This is a genomic window from Bifidobacterium thermacidophilum subsp. thermacidophilum DSM 15837 (assembly GCF_000426425.1).
Classification (GTDB): Bacteria; Actinomycetota; Actinomycetes; order Actinomycetales; family Bifidobacteriaceae; genus Bifidobacterium; species Bifidobacterium thermacidophilum.
Genome location: NZ_AUFI01000008.1, coordinates 186,049 through 205,210, shown reverse-complemented (window position 1 = coordinate 205,210; position 19,162 = coordinate 186,049). Strand labels below are relative to the sequence as shown.

15 protein-coding genes and 1 tRNA gene are annotated in these 19,162 nt (G+C 60.7%); 15 read left to right on the top strand and 1 reads right to left on the bottom strand.

Annotation, left to right across the window (positions count from 1 at the left end; all coding sequences use genetic code 11):
- Positions 1-330: 330 nt before the first annotated feature.
- On the bottom strand, positions 331-1,155 hold the full coding sequence (locus K315_RS0105000) for a Cof-type HAD-IIB family hydrolase (protein ID WP_029576463.1): 825 nt from the start codon (positions 1,153-1,155) through the stop codon (positions 331-333).
- A 310-nt stretch (positions 1,156-1,465) separates the two neighbouring features.
- Between K315_RS0105000 and K315_RS0104995 the strand changes: the two genes are divergently transcribed.
- From K315_RS0104995 to K315_RS0104925, 15 genes are all read left to right on the top strand, one after another.
- The gene (locus K315_RS0104995) at positions 1,466-2,455 is read left to right on the top strand and encodes a MetQ/NlpA family ABC transporter substrate-binding protein (RefSeq protein ID WP_029576462.1); all 990 of its coding nucleotides are present in this window, start codon (positions 1,466-1,468) and stop codon (positions 2,453-2,455) included.
- A 119-nt stretch (positions 2,456-2,574) separates the two neighbouring features.
- Complete coding sequence (locus tag K315_RS0104990; RefSeq protein WP_029576461.1) at positions 2,575-3,711, top strand: methionine ABC transporter ATP-binding protein; 1,137 nt, start codon at positions 2,575-2,577, stop codon at positions 3,709-3,711.
- Positions 3,708-4,415, top strand: coding sequence for a methionine ABC transporter permease (locus tag K315_RS0104985; RefSeq protein WP_029576460.1), 708 nt, complete (start codon positions 3,708-3,710; stop codon positions 4,413-4,415). Before K315_RS0104990 ends, K315_RS0104985 begins: the two co-directional genes overlap by 4 nt.
- A 72-nt stretch (positions 4,416-4,487) precedes the next feature.
- Positions 4,488-5,639 carry a M20 metallopeptidase family protein gene (locus K315_RS0104980; protein WP_029576459.1) on the top strand — a complete coding sequence of 384 codons (1,152 nt, stop codon included), beginning with the start codon at positions 4,488-4,490 and terminating at the stop codon, positions 5,637-5,639.
- Positions 5,640-5,684: 45 nt separating this feature from the next.
- The gene (locus tag K315_RS0104975; RefSeq protein WP_029576458.1) at positions 5,685-7,382 is read left to right on the top strand and encodes an NAD+ synthase; all 1,698 of its coding nucleotides are present in this window, start codon (positions 5,685-5,687) and stop codon (positions 7,380-7,382) included.
- 24 nt (positions 7,383-7,406) lie between these two features.
- On the top strand, positions 7,407-7,595 hold the full coding sequence (locus tag K315_RS0104970) for a hypothetical protein (protein WP_015450292.1): 189 nt from the start codon (positions 7,407-7,409) through the stop codon (positions 7,593-7,595).
- A gap of 604 nt (positions 7,596-8,199) precedes the next feature.
- Positions 8,200-10,575 (top strand): formate C-acetyltransferase, encoded by a 2,376-nt coding sequence (pflB, locus tag K315_RS0104965; RefSeq protein ID WP_029576457.1) that lies wholly within the window; start codon positions 8,200-8,202, stop codon positions 10,573-10,575.
- 226 nt (positions 10,576-10,801) lie between these two features.
- Complete coding sequence (pflA, locus tag K315_RS0104960; RefSeq protein WP_044091192.1) at positions 10,802-11,644, top strand: pyruvate formate-lyase-activating protein; 843 nt, start codon at positions 10,802-10,804, stop codon at positions 11,642-11,644.
- A gap of 197 nt (positions 11,645-11,841) precedes the next feature.
- Complete coding sequence (locus tag K315_RS0104955; RefSeq protein WP_152571402.1) at positions 11,842-12,636, top strand: DUF3000 family protein; 795 nt, start codon at positions 11,842-11,844, stop codon at positions 12,634-12,636.
- Positions 12,637-12,836: 200 nt separating this feature from the next.
- Positions 12,837-14,144 carry an HRDC domain-containing protein gene (locus tag K315_RS0104950; RefSeq protein WP_033520502.1) on the top strand — a complete coding sequence of 436 codons (1,308 nt, stop codon included), beginning with the start codon at positions 12,837-12,839 and terminating at the stop codon, positions 14,142-14,144.
- A gap of 52 nt (positions 14,145-14,196) precedes the next feature.
- Entirely contained in the window at positions 14,197-15,567 is a 1,371-nt protein-coding gene (gene tig / locus K315_RS0104945) for a trigger factor (RefSeq protein ID WP_029576453.1), read from the top strand.
- Positions 15,568-15,788: 221 nt separating this feature from the next.
- Entirely contained in the window at positions 15,789-16,415 is a 627-nt protein-coding gene (locus K315_RS0104940; RefSeq protein WP_029576452.1) for an ATP-dependent Clp protease proteolytic subunit, read from the top strand.
- Positions 16,416-16,418: 3 nt separating this feature from the next.
- Positions 16,419-17,090 (top strand): ATP-dependent Clp protease proteolytic subunit, encoded by a 672-nt coding sequence (locus K315_RS0104935; RefSeq protein WP_029576451.1) that lies wholly within the window; start codon positions 16,419-16,421, stop codon positions 17,088-17,090.
- A gap of 102 nt (positions 17,091-17,192) precedes the next feature.
- Positions 17,193-18,725 carry an ATP-dependent Clp protease ATP-binding subunit ClpX gene (clpX, locus tag K315_RS0104930; RefSeq protein WP_029576450.1) on the top strand — a complete coding sequence of 511 codons (1,533 nt, stop codon included), beginning with the start codon at positions 17,193-17,195 and terminating at the stop codon, positions 18,723-18,725.
- 119 nt (positions 18,726-18,844) lie between these two features.
- Positions 18,845-18,918 (top strand) — tRNA-Arg (locus tag K315_RS0104925).
- Positions 18,919-19,162 lie beyond the last annotated feature (244 nt).

Here is a 19,162-nt window from a genome sequence, read left to right as displayed (position 1 = left end):
GCCGGAAGAACCGAAAAATCAAGTTTTGCATTCAGCGGTGAAAATGCATGACGTGCACCATATCCGCTATCGCTCCGGGAGTCGACAAACGTCTGGAGTCGCAGTCGACGGTGTTCCCGGATTATTTTCGGGTGCCTGTAGATGCCTCGTGGAAAACGAGGCTGATCGGCAGGTTTCCCGAAAATTGAAAACCTTGGAATAAAGCCAAAAACGACCACATGCGATTATCATCAGAGGTGCGCATGAAACTGTGGTCATGTCTTCATCGTCTCATAGCAGGGGCGGGGGAGACCCGTGATGTTCCTCACGCTGGGAGGTCGGCGCTTGCCGTCACAGGATGCCGAAATGCTGCAAGGCGTGCAGGATGCCGTCATGGTCCACGTCGTCGGTCACCCAATCCGCTGCCTGCTTGGCATCATCGGTCGCGTTGCCCATCGCCACGCCGAGCCCCGCGTAGGCGAGCATGGTCGCGTCGTTGCCGCCGTCGCCGAACGCGATTGTCTGCTCGCGCGTGAAGCCGTAATGGTCGCAAAAACGTTGGATGCCCCGCGGTTTGCCGCCGTCCGCGGGAATCAGGTCCGTGAACGAGGGGTGCCAGCGTACGCCCGTAGTGTGCCGGCACAACGCCGTCAGTTCGCGTTCGGCTTCAGGGGTGATATACGGGCTGATCTGGTAGGTCACATGCTGGGGGATGCGCTCATGCGGGTTGTCGACGAACACCTTGGGCGCGGTTTTACCCAGCTGACGCCATGTTTCGCGCATGGTGTCGGTGATTTGGTTGAAATACACGTAGTCGCGCTCGCAGAAATTCGCCACGACGTCCGGGTGCGCATCCAGCCAGGCCACGATGGTGCGGATATCGTCCGGGTCGAGCGACTCACTCTCGTGATATCCCGAGTCATCGAAGCAATACTGGCCGTTGAGCGCGACGATGCCGTCGAAATGCACAGGGATCGTGTCCAGTACGACCTGCATATGCGAGGGTGCACGCCCCGAGCAGATGAACACGCGGATGCCACGATTCTGGAGCGCATGGAGCGCGTCGATCGTCGACTGCGGCACGATATGCGTGACGAAGCTGGTCAGCGTGCCGTCGATGTCGAAGAACGCGGCTTTCATCTGCGCGGCCGCCTCGGGGGAAAGTTGGAAGGTCATGTCGGTGTCGCTCCTTGTTCGTATCCGCCACCAGTGTACGCGACACGCCTGTCCGCGCCCGGAGCGTGAACCGGGGAGCGCGGTACGACACCGGCGGCAACACGATAGGGGAGGAAACGAGATGTACGCCAACTGAGAAATCCTTGAATCCACGGGGTTTCGATGCAGGCTATAACGAACATGAATAGGGCAATTAGCGCAAAACCAGCGGAACCACGCCAAACTGCGGCTATGGTGTTGGATACGGCAAGCCGGAGGGATCCGGCGAATGGATCGCGGTGCAGGGCATCGCGCAAGAGAGAGGAGCATCATGGCACAAGCATCATCCGAGCAGAACCAGCCGGCAGCACCGCTGTCCGACCCGCAGGAACCGGTCCGCGTCAACCACACCGGCCGCAATATCGTCATCGCCGTCATCGTCATCGCGCTTATCGCTGTCGCGGTGTTCTTCGGCGTCCGCGCGGCCAAGGGCGGCAGCGATTCCGCCGCCAAGGGTTCCAAGTCCAACCCGGTGAAAATCGGCGTAGTCGGCGCAACCGACCCGCAATGGGTGGAATTCCAGAAGGAAGCCGAAGCGGCGGGCATCTACGTGAAGATTGTTGATTTCCAGGACTACACCTCCGAGAATCCGGCGCTTGACTCCGGCGACCTCGACCTCAACGAGTTCCAGCACCTGCTGTACCTGGCGAACTACAACGTGAAGAACAACAAGGACCTCCAGCCGATCGGCGGCACCGCGATCTTCCCGCTGGGCGTCTACTCCACCAAGGTCAAGAGCGTCGATGACATCCAGGCCGGCCAGACGGTCGCCATCCCGAACGATGAGACCAACCAGGCGCGCGCCATCGGCGTGCTCAAGTCCGCGGGTCTCGTGACGCTCAAGGGCAAGTGGACCGCGTTCGCCACGCCGAACGACATCGACACCGCCAGGTCCAAGGTCAAGGTCACCCCGCTGAAGGCCGAGCAGGTCGCCAACTCGCTCAAGGACCCGCGGGTCGTCGCCGGCGTGATCAACAACGACTATGTCGCGGACGCAGGGCTGAAGGCCAAGGACGCCATCTACCAGGATGACGCCGAAAGCGAGGAGGCCCGCCCATACATCAACGCCTTCGTAGCCCGCAAGGCGGATGTGAACAACGAGACCTATCTCAAGCTCGTCAAGATCGCCCAGTCGAAGACGGTCTTCGATAAGCTCAACGCGCAGTCCGACGGCACCGCCGTCTCGGCGAGCAAGTTCACCGCCAAGCAGCTGCAAAGCTACCTGGCGACCATCGAAAAGGAAGCCAAGGCACAGCAGTGACCTCGCCGATGGCAGACCAGCGATTATCCTGAAACTCTAGGCCCGGTGCCAGGCGAAAGCTTGGGCCGGGCCTAGAGCGGTGGAAGACATATTGCGGAAGGCATACCAAGGAGGCAACGATGGCAGAAGCAGTCATCACCTTCGACCATGTGGTCAAGGAGTATCGCCGTCGTGCAGGCGGTGGGCAGGAGCGCGGGACGACACGCGCGGTGGACGATGTCAGTCTTGAAATCGATGCCGGAGACATATACGGCATCATCGGGTATTCGGGCGCCGGTAAATCGACGCTGGTGCGCATGGTCAACGCGTTGGAACGCCCAACATCAGGGTCGGTCACGGTGCTTGGCACGCGGGTGGACCAGCTGAGCGAGTCGAAACTGCGGCCGGTCCGGCAGAAAATCGGCATGATCTTCCAGCAGTTCAACCTGTTCTCCACCAAGACGGTCGCACAGAACATTGCCTATCCGCTGCAACTCGACCATTGGCGCAAGGATTATCAGGATCGTCGTGTCAATGAATTGCTTGATTTCGTCGGATTGCGCGAGCATAAGGACAAGTACCCCTCGCAGCTGTCCGGCGGGCAGAAACAGCGTGTCGGCATTGCGCGGGCGCTCGCCACGAACCCGAAGATTCTGCTCGCTGACGAGGCGACCAGCGCGCTTGACCCGGAAACCACCTCGGAAGTGCTTGCCCTGCTCAAACGCGTCAACGAACAGCTGGGCGTCACCATCGTGCTCATCACCCACCAGATGAACGTCGTCCAACAAATCGCCCACAAGGTGGCGGTGATGAGTGCAGGCAAAATCGTGGAGCGCGGTGACGTGTACGACGTGTTCGCCGCCCCGCAGCGCAAGGTGACCCGCCGGTTCATCGCCACCGCGTTGTCGGGCCTGCCGGATGCCTCGCGTGTCGCGAAGCTGCATGAGGAATGGGACGGCAGGCTCGTCAGCGTCCTGGTACGGCAGAAGGATATTCCCGCAGCGGACGGCCGTCCGGCGGTCAAGGCGTCCGGACAGAACATCTCCGACCTCATCGCGCAGTACGGCATCCACAGTGGCCTGGTTTACGGCGGCATGGACACCGTGGGCGGCTCGGCGGTCGGCGCGATTACCTACGTGTTCGACGACACGAACCCGCGGTTCGGCGAATTCCTCACGGCATTGCGCGAAGACAGCGATGTCATTGATTTCGGTACCGCCAGCCACCCGGTGGAGTATGGCCGGGCGGTCGCGGCGGATGAAGGAGAGACACGATGAACGCATGGACGATTGACGCTGCGACAAGTCTCGCCAGCAAATCCGATTGGACGGTGTTGAAACCCCTGTTGTTGCAATCCGTGGCGCAGACCTTGGAAATGGTGCTGGTCACCTTGCTGATCGGCGGGTTCTTGGGACTCGTGCTTGGCGTGGTCCTGTACGGCACGCGTCCGGGCAACCTGTTCGAGAACAGCGTGGTGTATCACATCCTGGACGTAATCGTGAACATCATCCGCCCGATTCCATTCATCATCTTCCTCGCCGCGATGCAGCCGCTGACCATCAAGGTGGTCGGCACCTCCATCGGCACGGCTGCAGCGATTTTTCCGATGGTCGTCATGTGCACTTTCGCCACGTCAAGACTGGTCGAACAGAACCTCGTGCCCGTAGATCCCGGCATGATCGAAGCGGCCCGGGCCATGGGTGCCTCCAAATTCACCATCATCCGCACCGTGCTCATTCCCGAGGCCCTGGGGCCCCTGATCCTCGCCTACGCCTTCCTGTTCATCGGCGTGCTCGACATGTCCGCGATGGCCGGGTACATCGGCGGCGGCGGTCTGGGCAATTTCGCCATCGCCTACGGCTACCAGAAGTTCGATCAGACGGTCACTTGGTCTGCGGTGGTCATCATGATTGTCTTGGTACAGGTCGTGCAGGCGATCGCCAACGCGCTCGCCAAGCATGTGCTCAAACGGCAGCGTTGAGCGCTGACGACACGCGGTGATTTCGCGGAACGGAACGATTCCGGCGCGAAAACAAGTTCAGGGGAGGATTATATGGCAGAACACATCGAGCTCACTGATGATCTGGTCGCCACCAGACGCCATCTGCATGAAACACCGGAATTGAGCTTCAAGGAGGTGAACACCACCGCGTTCCTCGCGGACAAGCTGCGTTCACTCGGTGTTGAAGTGCTCGACAGCCCGCTGGAAACCGGTGTCATCGGCCTGATTCAGGGCGAGCACGACGGTCCGCGCGTCGGCCTGCGCGCCGATATCGACGGACTGCCGGTCACCGAGGAAAGCGGCCTGGACTTCGCCTCGCACAATCCGGGCGTTATGCACGCCTGCGGGCACGACATCCACATGACCAGCCTGCTCGGGGCGGTCGAATGGTTCGCCTCCCACCGCGACCGGATCAACGGCAGCCTGAAAATCGTGTTCCAGCCGGCGGAGGAGACCGGGCGCGGCGCGAAATCCGTCGTCGATTCCGGAATGGTGGACGATCTCGACGCGATGGTTGGCACACACAACAACCCGGACTATACGCCCGGCCAGCTGGCCGTCGGCATCGAACCGATGATGGCCGGATGCGTGAAATTCTACGTCGATCTGCACGCTGAAGGCACGCACGCCGGCTACCCGCATCTGGGCACCGGCCCGTTGGAGGCGATGGCCTCGACGATCCTGTCCCTGCAGACCATCGTCAGCCGCAATGCGACGCCGTTCCACCCGCTGGTCGTTTCCGTCACGGAAGTCCACGGCGGCGACGTGTGGAATGTCGTGCCCGCCGAAGCTGGATTCCTCGGCACCGTCCGTTACTTCTACAAGGAAGACTCGCAGCTCGCCGAACGCCGCATGCGCGCGATCGTGGAGCACACGGCCGCCGCGTACGGCATCAGTGCGGACTTCCGCTGGGACGATTTCCAAGACCCGCTGGTCTCCGACCCTGACCTTGCGAAGGTTGTCGCCGCCGACGTGCCGGATTACGCCGATTTGCAGCCGATTCACCCGTCCATGGCGGGGGAGGACTTCGTCGAGTTCAGCAAGGTGTGCCCGGTGGTCTTCGCATTCGTCGGTTCCAACGGCGGCCCGGGGCACCACGGCCTGCACAACCCCAAGTTCATCGCCAAGGATGCGGCTGTCAAGACGGGCGCCGAATTCTATATCAACGCCGCGTTGCGCGTGCTTGACGAAGTCAGGTCGTGACAAGCGGGACATCTTGTTGTGCCATGCTCTCATTATGCTGGGGGTATGGCACAGATTCGCATAGCACTCGCTCAGATCGACACCTGCGTCGGCGACCTTGAAGGCAACGCCGAGAAGACGCTGGAGTACGCGCACCGCGCGGCTCGACAACATGCGCAGGTGGTCGTGTTCCCGGAGATGACCCTGACCGGATACCCGATTGAGGATTTGGCGCTCAGGCGAACCTTCCGCAAAGCCGCGTGGGATAAGGCGAACTGGCTTGCCACCGAACTTGAAGCCGACGGGCTGGGCGACTTGTATGTCGTCGTTGGCACGGTCGGCACCGACCACGCCTCCGACAAGCCGCGCAACCGGCTGGTCGTGCTGCATGACGGCGTCGTCTGGGCTGGCTACGACAAGCATTTCCTGCCCAATTATGGGGTGTTCGACGAGTTCCGCATCTTCTCGCCCGGTGATCATTCGACCGTTGTCGAAGTCGACGGCGTCAGGCTCGGATTCGCCATCTGCGAAGATATCTGGCAGGACGGCGGCCCGGTCGCCGAACTCGCCGGACGCGGCATCGACGTGCTCGTCACCATGAACGGTTCGCCCTACGAGGAAGGCAAAACCCATACGCGCTTCGACCTGGCCGTCCGCCGCGCCCAGGAGGTCTCCGCCCCCGTGGTGTACGTCAACCAGGTTGGCGGTCAGGACGATCTCGTCTTCGACGGCGGCAGCTTCACCGTGGACGCCGACGGCACGCTGCTGCAACGCTCGCCTATGTTCGTGGAAGATCTGGGCCTGTTCGACTTCGACACCGACGCCGAGCGTCAGACGACCGGGGTCATCGCCCCGGCGCCAGACAAGGACGAGGAGGTCTACACCGCCTGCGTGCTCGGGCTCAAGGACTACATGCGCAAGAACCATTTCAGCGGCGTGTGCCTGGGCCTGTCCGGCGGCATCGATTCCGCGCTCGTAGCGGCCATGGCCGCGGACGCCTGCGGAGGGGCCAATGTCTGGGGCATCTCCATGCCCAGCATGTACTCCTCTGACGGTTCGAAGGACGACGCGGCTGACCTTGCGGCCAACATCGGCGCCCACTATGACATCCAGCCGATCGAGCCGCTGTTCGTCGCCTACCAAAACCAGCTGCATCTCGAGGGTGTGGCCGCCGAAAACCTCCAGGCGCGCATCCGCGGTGTCATCGTCATGGCGTATTCCAACTCGAAGGGTGTGCTCGCGCTCGCCACAGGCAACAAATCCGAACTCGCCTGCGGATATTCGACCATCTACGGCGACGCCGTCGGCGGGTACGCGCCCATCAAGGACCTGCTCAAGACCCGTGTATGGGAACTCGCCCGGTGGCGCAACGAGGCTTGCGCGCACGGCATGGGCATCGGTGGGCTGCATATCGTAGGGAACGAAGCGGGGGAGCACGGCAAGCCCGTCCCGAACGACATCATTATCCCGGTGAATTCAATCACCAAGGCTCCGAGTGCTGAACTTCGCCCGGGACAGAAGGATTCCGACTCCCTGCCTGAATACGCGTTGCTCGACCAAGTGCTCGCCGCATACATCGAACACGCCCACGGCCGCGCTGATCTGCTGGCCGATGGCTTCGATGAGAAGACCGTCGATACGGTGATGCGTCTCGTCGATCGCGCCGAATGGAAACGCCGCCAGTACCCGCTCGGCCCGAAAGTCACCGCGCTCGCCTTCGGGCGCGACCGCCGCCTGCCAGTGACGAGCGCGTTCCGCGAGTAAGGTATTCGTATCGGGAGGATGTCTATGGCTGACAAGCAATGGTATTTCAATATGGTCACCGGGCAACCGGAATACGGTATGATTTCGCCTGATTCGCAACGTATGGGGCCGTACCGGACCAGGCAGGACGCGCTCGACGCGTGGAAGATCGTCAAGGAACGCAACGCCACGTGGAACGAGCAGGACCGCCAGTGGAAACGCTGGGGCAAGTAGCGGCATCTGTACTTCACCGCCGGCGCCGAGTGGTTGGCAGGCGTCGGCGGAAACAGGGCGGGCTGGTATCGGATGCAGCCAACATCGTTGGAATGACAGAGCAACGTCGTGAAATCTCTCTTTGAAAGCATCATTCCGAGTTTTTTTCAGATTTCGCGACGTCTCCCTCATCTGGCCATCAGCTCAGAATCGTTGAAATTCCAAGCTTTATCAGGGTCGGGCTTCAGTGACTCGGTGTCGTACAATCTCAATTTCTCTCGAAATCCGCCCCCCGGAAGTGAGATGTTGAGACTTTTTCCTCAACAACTCTCCAGATCGGGGTCCGGGGAAGAGATATTGAGATTCCTGATGAGCAAGGCACGAGTAGCATGACCCGTACACAACATCCAAGACGCGATACGTGACGCATCAATTACCGCGGTCCCGGTCCGCACACATTGCGCTACGCAACGTGACGCATAGTCAATCCCGCCGTTCACCGCCCTCCGCGCGATTGTGATATAAGTCACGTCCCAGCGCGGCACGACGTCATGGCCATAGCACTAGAATAGGAGCCGAACGCAGCGTAACGGTGCGTTGCGGCGACTGACACCAAGGAGTGGATATGACAGCAGTTGACCAGACCGCGCTCTCCCAAGAGGAACTTGAAGCCAAGGCATGGGATGGCTTCAACGGCGGACATTGGCAGCAGAACATCGATGTTCGCGACTTCATCCAGAAGAACTACACCCCGTACGAGGGCGATGAGTCCTTCCTCGCTGATGCCACCGACAAGACGAAGCACATGTGGAAGTACCTCGACGACAACTATCTCGCCGTCGAGCGCCGCCAGCGTGTCTACGACGTGGACACCCACACCCCGGCCGATATCGACGCATTCCGGGCCGGCTACATCGAGAGCCCGGAAGTCGATAACGTGGTGGTCGGCCTGCAGACCGATGAGCCCTGCAAGCGCGCGATGATGCCGAACGGCGGTTGGCGCATGGTCGAGCAGGCCATTCTCGAGGCCGGCAAGGACCCGGATCCGGAAGTCAAGAAGATTTTCACCAAGTACCGCAAGACCCACAATGATGGCGTGTTCGGCGTGTATACGAAGAACATCAAGATTGCCCGCCACAACAAGATCCTCACTGGTCTGCCGGATGCCTACGGCCGTGGCCGCATCATCGGCGACTACCGCCGTGTGGCCCTGTACGGTGTGAACACGCTGATCAAGCTCAAGCAGCGCGACAAGGATTCCGTGCCGTACCGCAACGATTTCACCGAGCCGGAGATCGAGCACTGGATTCGCTTCCGCGAAGAGCATGACGACCAGATCAAGGCACTGAAGAAGCTCATCAACCTCGGCAACGAGTACGGCCTCGACCTGTCCCGCCCGGCGCAGACCGCGCAGGAAGCCGTCCAGTGGACGTACATGGGCTATCTCGCCGCCGTCAAGAGCCAGGATGGCGCCGCCATGAGCTTCGGCCGCAACTCCGCGTTCTTCGACATCTACATCGAGCGCGACCTGAAGTCCGGCAAGCTCGACGAGCAGGGCGCCCAAGAGCTCATCGACCAGATTGTCATGAAGCTGCGCATCGTGCGCTTCCTGCGTACCAAGGCCTACGACCAGATCTTCTCCGGCGATCCGTACTGGGCCACTTGGTCCGACGCCGGTTTCGGCGACGACGGCCGCTGCATGGTCACCAAGACCTCCTTCCGCCTGCTTAACACGCTGACGCTGGAGCATCTTGGACCTGGCCCCGAACCGAACATCACGATTTTCTGGGATCCGAAGCTGCCTGAAGCCTACAAGCGCTTCTGCGCCCGCATCTCCATCGACACCTCGGCCATCCAGTATGAGTCCGACAAGGAGATTCGCTCCCATTGGGGCGACGACGCGGCCATCGCCTGCTGCGTGTCCCCGATGCGCGTCGGCAAGCAGATGCAGTTCTTCGCTGCTCGCGTCAACTCCGCGAAGGCCCTGCTGTACGCGATTAACGGCGGCCGCGACGAGATGACCGGTATGCAGGTCATCGAGAAGGGCGTCATCGACCCGATCAAGCCCGAGGCCGACGGCACGCTCGACTTCGAGAAGGTCAAGACCAACTACGAGAAGGCCCTCGAATGGCTGTCCGAGACCTACGTCGAAGCGCTGAACATCATCCATTACATGCATGACAAGTACGCGTACGAGGCCATCGAGATGGCGCTGCACGACAAGGAGGTGTACCGCACCCTCGGCTGCGGCATGTCCGGCCTGTCCATTGCCGCCGACTCGCTGTCCGCGCTCAAGTATGCCAAGGTGTACCCGGTCTACAACAAGGACGCGAAGGACACCCCGGGCCACGAGAAGGAATATGTCGAAGGTGCCGATGACGACCTGGTGGTCGGCTACCGCACCGAAGGCGAGTTCCCGATCTACGGCAACGATGACGATCGCGCTGACGACCTCGCCAAGTGGGTCGTTTCCACGGTCATGGGCCAGGTCAAGCGCCTGCCGGTCTACCGCGGTGCGGTCCCGACCCAGTCGATTCTGACGATCACCTCCAACGTGGAGTACGGCAAGAACACCGGTTCCTTCCCGTCCGGCCACAAGAAGGGCACCCCGTACGCCCCGGGCGCGAACCCGGAGAACGGCATGGATTCCCACGGCATGCTTCCGTCGATGTTCTCGGTCGGCAAGATCGACTACAACGACGCGCTTGACGGTATTTCGCTGACCAACACCATCACGCCTGAAGGCCTGGGCCGCGATGAGGACGAGCGCATCAACAACCTCGTCGGCATCCTCGACGCGGGCAACGGCCATGGCCTGTACCACGCGAACATCAACGTCCTGCGCAAGGAGCAGCTTGAGGACGCCGTCGAGCATCCTGAGAAGTACCCGCACCTGACCGTGCGTGTCTCCGGCTACGCGGTGAACTTCGTCAAGCTCACCCGTGAGCAGCAGCTCGACGTGATTTCGCGCACCTTCCATCAGGGCGCTGTCGTCGACTGACCCTGCCGCTCCTCGGGCGGCTGAAGCAGGCGTGTGTGGCATGACCACACGAGCCGCATGACTGGGGGCGGGGCCGAAAGGTTCCGCCCCCAGCCGTTTCCCGGTGCCATATGCGGCACGGGTCATGACAAGGAGGACAATGATGTCATCGACAGATACGCAATCGCAATCGCGGACAGAGTCCACGGCCACCGGTTCCCAGGGATTTCATACGACCACGCCACATATGCTCAAGACGTCCAAGCAGTATGCGAGTCAGACCCTGATGGGCGGATTGTCTGGCTTCGAGTCACCGATCGGCTTGGATCGTCGAGACCGTATCGAGGCGCTTCATACGGGCGATATCGGTTTCGTACATTCGTGGGATATCAACACGTCCGTTGACGGTCCGGGCACACGGATGACCGTATTCATGAGTGGATGCCCGCTGCGCTGCCAGTACTGCCAGAACCCTGACACCTGGAAGATGCGTGACGGCCAGCCGGTATATCTGGAGGCGATGATCAAGAAGATCGACCGCTATCAGGACCTGTTCAAGTCCACCGGCGGCGGAATCACCTTCTCAGGCGGCGAATCCATGATGCAGCCGGCCTTCGTGTCGCGCGTGTTCCGCGCAGCCAAGGAGATGGGCGTGCACACCTGCCTTGATACTTCGGGCTTCCTCAACCGCAACTACACCGACGAAATGATTGAGGATATCGACCTGTGCCTGCTAGACGTCAAATCCGGTGACGAGGAGACCTACCACCGGGTGACTGGGGGAGTGCTCGCCCCGACCATCGAATTCGGGCAGCGGCTCGCCGTGGCGGGCAAGAAGATCTGGGTGCGATTTGTGCTCGTTCCCGGCCTTACCGACGACCCGCAGAACGTGGAGAATGTGGCGCGCATTTGTGAGACTTTCGGCGATGCCGTTGAACATATCGATGTGCTGCCGTTCCACCAGCTAGGACGCCCGAAATGGCACGAATTGCGCATTCCGTACCCGCTTGAGGATGCCAAGGGACCGGACGCGAAGCTTCGCGCCCGTGTCGCTAAGCAATTCGAAGATCACGGCTTCAAGGTGTACTGACACCGTTGATGCGTGCCGGGTGTCGTTGGTATGCGCGACCCCGTGTTGAGCTGACGTCGTTGCTGTGCGTGACTTTGTTGTTGCTTGTGACTGCGTTGTTCCGTAACTGCGTCGTTCCGTGCATGCGTTGTTTCGTGACCTCGTTCGGTACGGGGTGTCGTTTACCGCAATCGCATGAAACGCCCTAACCTGTAGCCATGGCACAGATTTTCTCATTCCCGGGTGGATTTTCCGGCCGCGGTTCTTCAGGCGGCTTTGGATGGTCAAATACCCGTCGCCCGCTGAAACGCCCCGACGGAATACCCGACCAGGTGTGGGAAGCGGTGTTGTCGGCCTATGGCACGCCGCAGATTCCCGGCATCCATTGGCATGAGGTGCCGGTGCCGCACTCCATCGCGGATTACGGGATTGGCGTGGGCATCGTCTGCGTTGCCGATGCCTCAGAACCCGCTGGCAGTCGTGGGGATTCACAGCCTTCGACCGCCGCTCGGCACGTTGCTTCGGATTCTTTTCCCTATGCCGGTGGTGATTGTAGTTCGCACGATATAGGCGGTTTCTCCTATGGATTGGGATTGCATCGTTTTGCCGAGGACACGGCATGGGGCTGGATCACCTTGCTGTATTTCGACAATCCTCCGCGCGGATGGGACTCGCACTGGCGTTGCGTGGGATTCTGCCGCATGCCGATCAACCAGTGGGACGGCGGTTTTGCAGAGCATCACACCACACGGTGTTGGGAGACGGTCAAAGGCCGACTGATCGATGCCGGTACGGACGCAGATTCCATCGCCGGCGCGGTCACAGTCAGTCATGACACGTCCTTCGGCACGGCGGACAGCGAAGTGCCGTCACGATTCGAATTCCGTGTGTCGTGGACCCCGCCTGCCAGACCGGGTACTGCGCTCGACACGGTCGATGCGGGCTTCCAGATCTCCATGTGGTCGAGACTGCTGATGGAAGGGCTGTGCCGGGCGCCGATGGCTCAACGTTGATTCGTTGATTCAATGTCGTTGCCGGTGTTGATCCCGCGTGCGGCACCTATGCTGCATCCTACGGTCAACGGTGACGGTACTATGTCGTATCGGCGCGCGGGTGGCGGCCCGCTGCACCGGAACATACGACGACAAGGAGTGCAGACGCAGTGAGTGTTCGACCGACGGATACCACCGGAGTGGGCGGCCCATCACGGGCGGTGACGGCCAGCGGCGACCCACGGTTCCATGGTGAACCACATCTGTTGGCCGAACCAAGAGCGGGCGTGCCCGACATCATCGACACTTTGGATGGCTTTAAGCGCTACTGTGAGTTGCTGTCTGCAGGTTCCGGCCCGTTGGCTGCCGATGCCGAACGCGCTTCGGGATACCGGTACGGCCACGAGGACTGGCTGGTTCAGTTCAAACGCGAAGGCGCGGGAATTGGTTTGCTCGACCCGGTGGCATTGGCCGAGCAGGGGGCGGATTGGTCGCAATTCAATGACGCCGTCGGGGATGCGACATGGATTCTCCATGATTCTATGCAGGATCTGCCCGGATTTTATGACATCGGCATGCGCCCCCAGCGGCTGTTCGATACGGAAATCGCCGCGAGATTGCTGGGATTGCACCGATTCGGTCTGTCCGCGGTGACGGAATACTACCTGGGCATGACGCTCGCGAAGGAACACTCCGCCGCGGATTGGTCATATCGTCCGCTGCCGCGCGATTGGCGCAACTATGCCGCGCTCGATGTCGAGCTGCTCGCCGAGCTGATGGACCATATGTCCCGTGACCTCGTGCGCCAAGGTAAGGATGAGTGGGCGCGGGAGGAATTCGCCTACGCCCTGCGCGAAGGACTTCAGCCGCGTAGACCCCACCCGGTGTCGTGGCTTCGGATCTCGCATATCAACGTTCTGAGCCATGACCGGCTTGGCCAGGCGGTCGCCAAGGCGCTTTGGGAACAGCGCGACCGGCTCGCCCGTCAGTATGACATCGAGCCGGCGCTTTTACTGCCCGATTCGGCCATCATCGAGGCAGCCCGTAAGAAACCGCACAACAACCGTGAATTCCGGGCCATTCGTTCGCTCAATGAACGGGTGCGTATCCATACCGGCAGCGAGCAGGACAAGATGTTTGAACGGTACGCGCCAATCCAGCGGTCCATCAAGCCCTCGTTGTGGAAGACCACAATCCAGCAGGCGCTCGATTTGCCCGCCAGCCAGTGGCCAACCATGCCGCAGCCCCAGCATGACGCGCAGACCAACGCCCCGCGTTCCATGAAATACTGGCAGATCCACCATCCCGGCCGCTATGACACGCTGCAGCAGGTCAGACGTGTGATTCAGCAGATTGCTGAAGACACCCACACCCCGGCCGATGTCATCATCAAACCGCAGATCGTGCGCAACCTGTGCTGGACGGACCATCCCGAACGCCGTGACGTGGCCTGCTTCTTCACTGAGCAGGGCGCGCGCGACTGGCAGGTGCGGCTGCTTGCAGCGTCCGTAAGTCGCGTTATCATGTAACGGTTGCCTTATACGGCAGAAGAATGCATACTCGTCAATCAGGAGCGCAAGCGTGAAAATCAGCGTTAGGAACCTCGAGCCGACCAAGGTGAAGCTCACCATCACCGTCGATCCGGAAGAGTTCGACCCGTATCTCAACGAAGCCCGCAAGGAAATCGGCAAGCAGATCAACGTCCCCGGCTTCCGCAAGGGCCACGTGCCCGGCAAGGTCATCGACACCCGCGTCGGTTTCGGTGCCGTCGCCGGCGAAGCCGTCAACCAGGGCGTGCCGGAGCTGTACTCCAAGGCCCTCGAAGAGAAGAAGATCCGCCCGATGGCCCAGCCGGAGTTTGACGTGCAGGACGTCCCGGCTTCCGCTAAGGACGACACCAAGCTCAAGTTCACCGCGACCGTGGAGCGCCGCCCGGACATTGAGCTTCCTGAGCTCGACGGCATGACCATCGACGTGCCGGCTGCCGCCGTCACTGACGAAGACATCACCAAGCGTCTCGATTCCCTGCGTCAGCGTTTCGCTACGCTGGTCAGCGTTGATCGTCCGGCTGCGAAGGGCGACTACGCGAATATCGACCTCGACGCCCAGATCGACGGCAAGTCCGTGGATTCCCAGGAGGGCGTGAGCTACGAGCTCGGTTCCGGCACCATGCTGGACGGTCTGGACGAGGCTCTCGAAGGCCTGTCCGCCGGTGAGGAGACCACCTTCGAAGGCACGCTGGAAGCCGGCGAGCATGAGGGTGAGAAGGCTCAGATCAAGGTGAAGGTCAACTCCGTGAAGGCTGAGGAATTGCCTGAGCTGGACGACGATTTCGCTCAGGAAGCCTCCGAGTACGACACGCTCGACGAGCTCAAGGCCGACGTGCGCAAGGCCGCCGAGCAGGACGCCAAGGGCCGTCAGGCCACCGAGGCTCGCGACGCGTTCCTCGCCAAGCTGCAGGACGGTCTCGACATCCCGGTGCCGAAGGGCGTGAAGGCCGAACTGCTCGAGCAGCAGCTCAAGAACAACGGTGTGGACGCCGAAAAGGCCACCAAGGAGCAGAAGGACGAAGCCGAGAAGGAAGTCGAGAAGGAACTTCGCGACCAGATTGTGCTTGACACCCTCGCCGAGAAGCTTGACGTGAAGGTCTCCCAGATGGACGTCACGAACTTCCTCGCTTCCATCGCCCAGCAGTACGGTATGGATCCGAGCGCCTTCATCAACGCGATTGTGCGCAACGGCCAGCTCGGCTCCGCTGTCCAGGAAGTCGGCCGTTCCAAGGGCATGCTCGCCGGTATGCGCGCCGTGTCCTTCACCTCTGACGGCCAGCCGCTCGACCTGAGCGAGTTCCTCGGCGACACCCCGGAGAACGAGGAAGAGGAAAGCGTCGAGGCGGCTTCCGCAGCTGCCGCAGTGGCGGACGAACTCTCCAACGATAAGGACGCTGAGTGACAACACGCACGCGTGCGTGAGGCACCGTCGAGAGCGAGGCACCGCTTGAAGCATGCGCGCCAGCGTGTGGCCTTGTTGCTGTGAATGATGCGGCGGCCCGGACAATCCGGACCGCCGCATCTGCGTACCCGGGCGATGCCATGCGCTGACCGCGCAATCCTCGGCCGGCGTCGATTCGAAGCGGTAGGCTGAGGACATACGATTTACCGAAGGAGACAAGGTTGAGCAATTCCAGTGCAATCCTGCCCGTCATGGCCGAAGATGACGCGCCCGCAGGACCAACCGACCCGATTTTTAACCGGCTGCTCAAAGAGCGCATCATCTGGTTGGGCTCGGAAGTGAAGGACGACAACGCGAATATCATCTGCGCCCAGATGCTCATGCTCGCGGCCGAAGATCCGAAGAAGGACATCTGGCTGTATATCAATTCGCCGGGCGGCTCCATCACTGCCGGTATGGCGATTTACGACACCATGCAGCTCATTGAGCCCGATGTCGCCACCGTGGCTGTTGGCATGGCGGCGTCCATGGGCCAGTTCCTGCTGAGCTCCGGTACGCCGGGCAAGCGCTTCATCACCTCCCACGCCCGTGTGCTCATGCACCAGCCGTCCGGTGGTATCGGCGGCACGACGACGGATGTGCGCATCAACGCCGAACTCATCATGGATATGAAGAAGACGCTTTCGGAACTGACCGCGAAGCAGACCGGTCACACAGTCGAGGAAATCTACCGCGATAACGAGTACGACCATTGGTTCACCGCCCAGGAGGCGCTGGACTACGGTTTCGTCGACAAAATCGTGACTACGCCGGGCACGATGAACTCTGACGCAGTGAAGGGGGAGTGACGTATGGCAAGTGAAGAGGCACGATTCGTTCAGCGCGCGCAGCGTCTCGCAGGCCCGCAGGGCTTCGGCGGGTATCAGCCGCAGAACCGGTATGTACTGCCGCAGTTTGGTGAGCGAACCCCGTACGGCATGAAGACGCAGGACCCGTACACCAAGCTGTTCGAGGATCGTATCATTTTCATGGGTGTGCAGGTGGATGATACGTCCGCGGACGACATCATGGCCCAGCTGCTGGTGCTTGAAAGCCAGGACCCGAACCGCGATGTGATGATGTACATCAATTCCCCGGGTGGTTCCATGACTGCGATGACCGCGATTTACGACACCATGCAGTACATCAAGCCCGACGTGCAGACAGTGTGCCTGGGGCAGGCGGCGTCCGCGGCGGCAATTCTGCTGGCGGCTGGCACCAAGGGCAAGCGCATGATTCTGCCGAACGCGCGCGTGCTCATCCATCAGCCGTCCATCGACCAAGGATTCGGTAAGGCCACGGAGATTGAGATCCAAGCCAAAGAGATGCTTCGCATGCGTGAATGGCTGGAGAACACGCTCGCCAAGCACACCGGCCAGGATGTCGAGAAGATCCGCAAGGACATCGAGGTGGACACCTTCCTGACGGCCGAAGAGGCCAAGGACTACGGCATGGTCGATGCTGTGCTTTCTCCACGCAAGTAGTGTGACGGACGATACCCCCGGCGGCAATGCGTCGGGGGCATTCTCGTATACTGGGGTACGCCGTGCCGTATGTGTCGCTTCGGCCGCACCAAAGGAGGTTTCATGAGCCGGGTCATCAGCTATCAGGACGATATTCGGCAGTGCACGTTCTGCGGAAAAACCGAACGTCAGGTCCGCAAACTGGTCGCTGGCCCCGGGGTAGCCATCTGCGACGAATGCATCGCGTTGTGTGTTGAGATGATCGGCGATGAGGAACGTCGTGACGCCGAGCACAATGCGCTGGACGTGCCAAAACCCGCGCAAATCATGCATTATCTCGACGCGCATGTCATTGGTCAGAAGGAGGCGAAACGCACGCTGTCGGTGGCGGTCTACAACCATTACAAGCGCGTCAACATGGAGCTTCAGGAGGCCGCTGCCGGAACGGAACGTCGGCAATTGGAACTCCTGCGCAACGCGGGAGAGGGGCACGTCGCTCCAGATCCGTTCGCTGATGTTCGCGTCGCGAAATCAAACATCCTGATGCTCGGTCCTACTGGTGTCGGTAAAACCTATTTGGCACAGACATTGGCCGATGTCATGCATGTGCCGTTCGTCATCGCGGACGCGACCACGCTCACCGAGGCGGGGTATGTCGGCGATGATGTCGAAACTGTGTTGCAGCGGCTTATCCAGAAGGCCGATGGAGATCTGGAACACGCGCGGCACGGCATTGTTTATATCGACGAAATCGACAAGATCGCGCGTAAAAGCGGAGAGAACACGTCCATCACCCGTGATGTGAGCGGGGAGGGCGTCCAGCAGGCGCTGTTGAAAATCCTCGAGGGGACGGTTGCGACCGTGCCGTTGGAGGGTACGCGGAAGCATCGCGAGCAGGAAAGCGTCCAGATCGACACGCGGGATATCCTGTTCATTTGCGGCGGTGCGTTCGTCGGACTGACTGATATTGTTGCGCAGCGTGTAGGCGCGCATGAGAGCGGTTTCGGCGCGTCATGGCACGACCATGAGCCTACACAGGATGAATTGCTGGCGCAGGTGAATGCAGACGATTTGGAGGCCTTCGGGCTGTTGCCTGAGTTTATCGGCAGACTGCCGGTGGTGACGACCCTGCACGCCTTGGACTGCAAGGATCTTGAGCGGATTCTCACCGATCCGGCGAATGCGTTGGTCAAGCAGTATCAGAAGCTGTTCCTGGTGGACGGGGTGCGGCTCGATTTCACGCCTCAGGCGATTGAGGCGATTGCAGAAACCGCCATCAGGCAGGGGACAGGGGCCAGGGGGCTGCGTTCAATCATCGAGCATGCGCTTGAGGGTACGATGTATGACTTGCCGCAGATGCAGGGTGTTGCCCGGGTTGTGGTGGATGCCGATGCGATTGCGGGGACTGGTAAACCGGTGTTGCTTGCGGATGGGGAGAGCCCTGAGGACGCTTGTGTTGCACTGGACGATCAGGTGGCCGGTGGTGTGGCTGGTGTCGGTGATGCCGGTGGCGCTGGCGGTTCCGGTGGTGCGGGTGGCTCCCGTAGTTCGGACGATACCGGAGCTTTGAGCGATGAGGGTGCCGCGCCGACGGCTGATATCGCGATTATTCGTCCAGAACATCGTGAGCAACAATCTGGCTCACGTCGTGCTTGAGCGGACGAAAGCCCTACTGTTATAAGGCGACACGCCGAAAGTTGGCATTCTGGCAACCCTGTTGTATATTAATGGAGTTGCCGGAAACGAGCTGAGAAATCAGTGAGAAGAAAGCACATGTGCCAGTAGCCCAATGGATTAGAGCAGCTGACTACGGATCAGCAGGTTGCAGGTTCGAATCCTGTCTGGCGCACAAACAAGCCCTTGGATTCGTCCGAGGGCTTTTGTGTTGTGGGGGTATCGGCCGAGGGTTATAGGCCAAACAGGCAGTGTCGGGGGGTTAAATGACAAAATGTGTGTTTTATTCCGGCGTGTCGTGGTGGTGTCATCGGGTTCGGGTGTACCCGGCCAATAACCCCAATACTCCAGAAACCGGTTCCTCTCACAAACTGTCTACGCTGGAAGTGCCGTTTGCGTTGACAGTTTGTAGAAAGATT

Bases quoted from the DNA above. Each gene is read 5' to 3' on its own strand.
- K315_RS0105000 (WP_029576463.1), bottom strand. From the start codon at position 1,155: ATGACCTTCCAACTTTCCCCCGAGGCGGCCGCGCAGATGAAAGCCGCG.
- K315_RS0104995 (WP_029576462.1), top strand. From the start codon at position 1,466: ATGGCACAAGCATCATCCGAGCAGAACCAGCCGGCAGCACCGCTGTCC.
- K315_RS0104990 (WP_029576461.1), top strand. From the start codon at position 2,575: ATGGCAGAAGCAGTCATCACCTTCGACCATGTGGTCAAGGAGTATCGC.
- K315_RS0104985 (WP_029576460.1), top strand. From the start codon at position 3,708: ATGAACGCATGGACGATTGACGCTGCGACAAGTCTCGCCAGCAAATCC.
- K315_RS0104980 (WP_029576459.1), top strand. From the start codon at position 4,488: ATGGCAGAACACATCGAGCTCACTGATGATCTGGTCGCCACCAGACGC.
- K315_RS0104975 (WP_029576458.1), top strand. From the start codon at position 5,685: ATGGCACAGATTCGCATAGCACTCGCTCAGATCGACACCTGCGTCGGC.
- K315_RS0104970 (WP_015450292.1), top strand. From the start codon at position 7,407: ATGGCTGACAAGCAATGGTATTTCAATATGGTCACCGGGCAACCGGAA.
- pflB (WP_029576457.1), top strand. From the start codon at position 8,200: ATGACAGCAGTTGACCAGACCGCGCTCTCCCAAGAGGAACTTGAAGCC.
- pflA (WP_044091192.1), top strand. From the start codon at position 10,802: ATGCTCAAGACGTCCAAGCAGTATGCGAGTCAGACCCTGATGGGCGGA.
- K315_RS0104955 (WP_152571402.1), top strand. From the start codon at position 11,842: ATGGCACAGATTTTCTCATTCCCGGGTGGATTTTCCGGCCGCGGTTCT.
- K315_RS0104935 (WP_029576451.1), top strand. From the start codon at position 16,419: ATGGCAAGTGAAGAGGCACGATTCGTTCAGCGCGCGCAGCGTCTCGCA.
- clpX (WP_029576450.1), top strand. From the start codon at position 17,193: ATGAGCCGGGTCATCAGCTATCAGGACGATATTCGGCAGTGCACGTTC.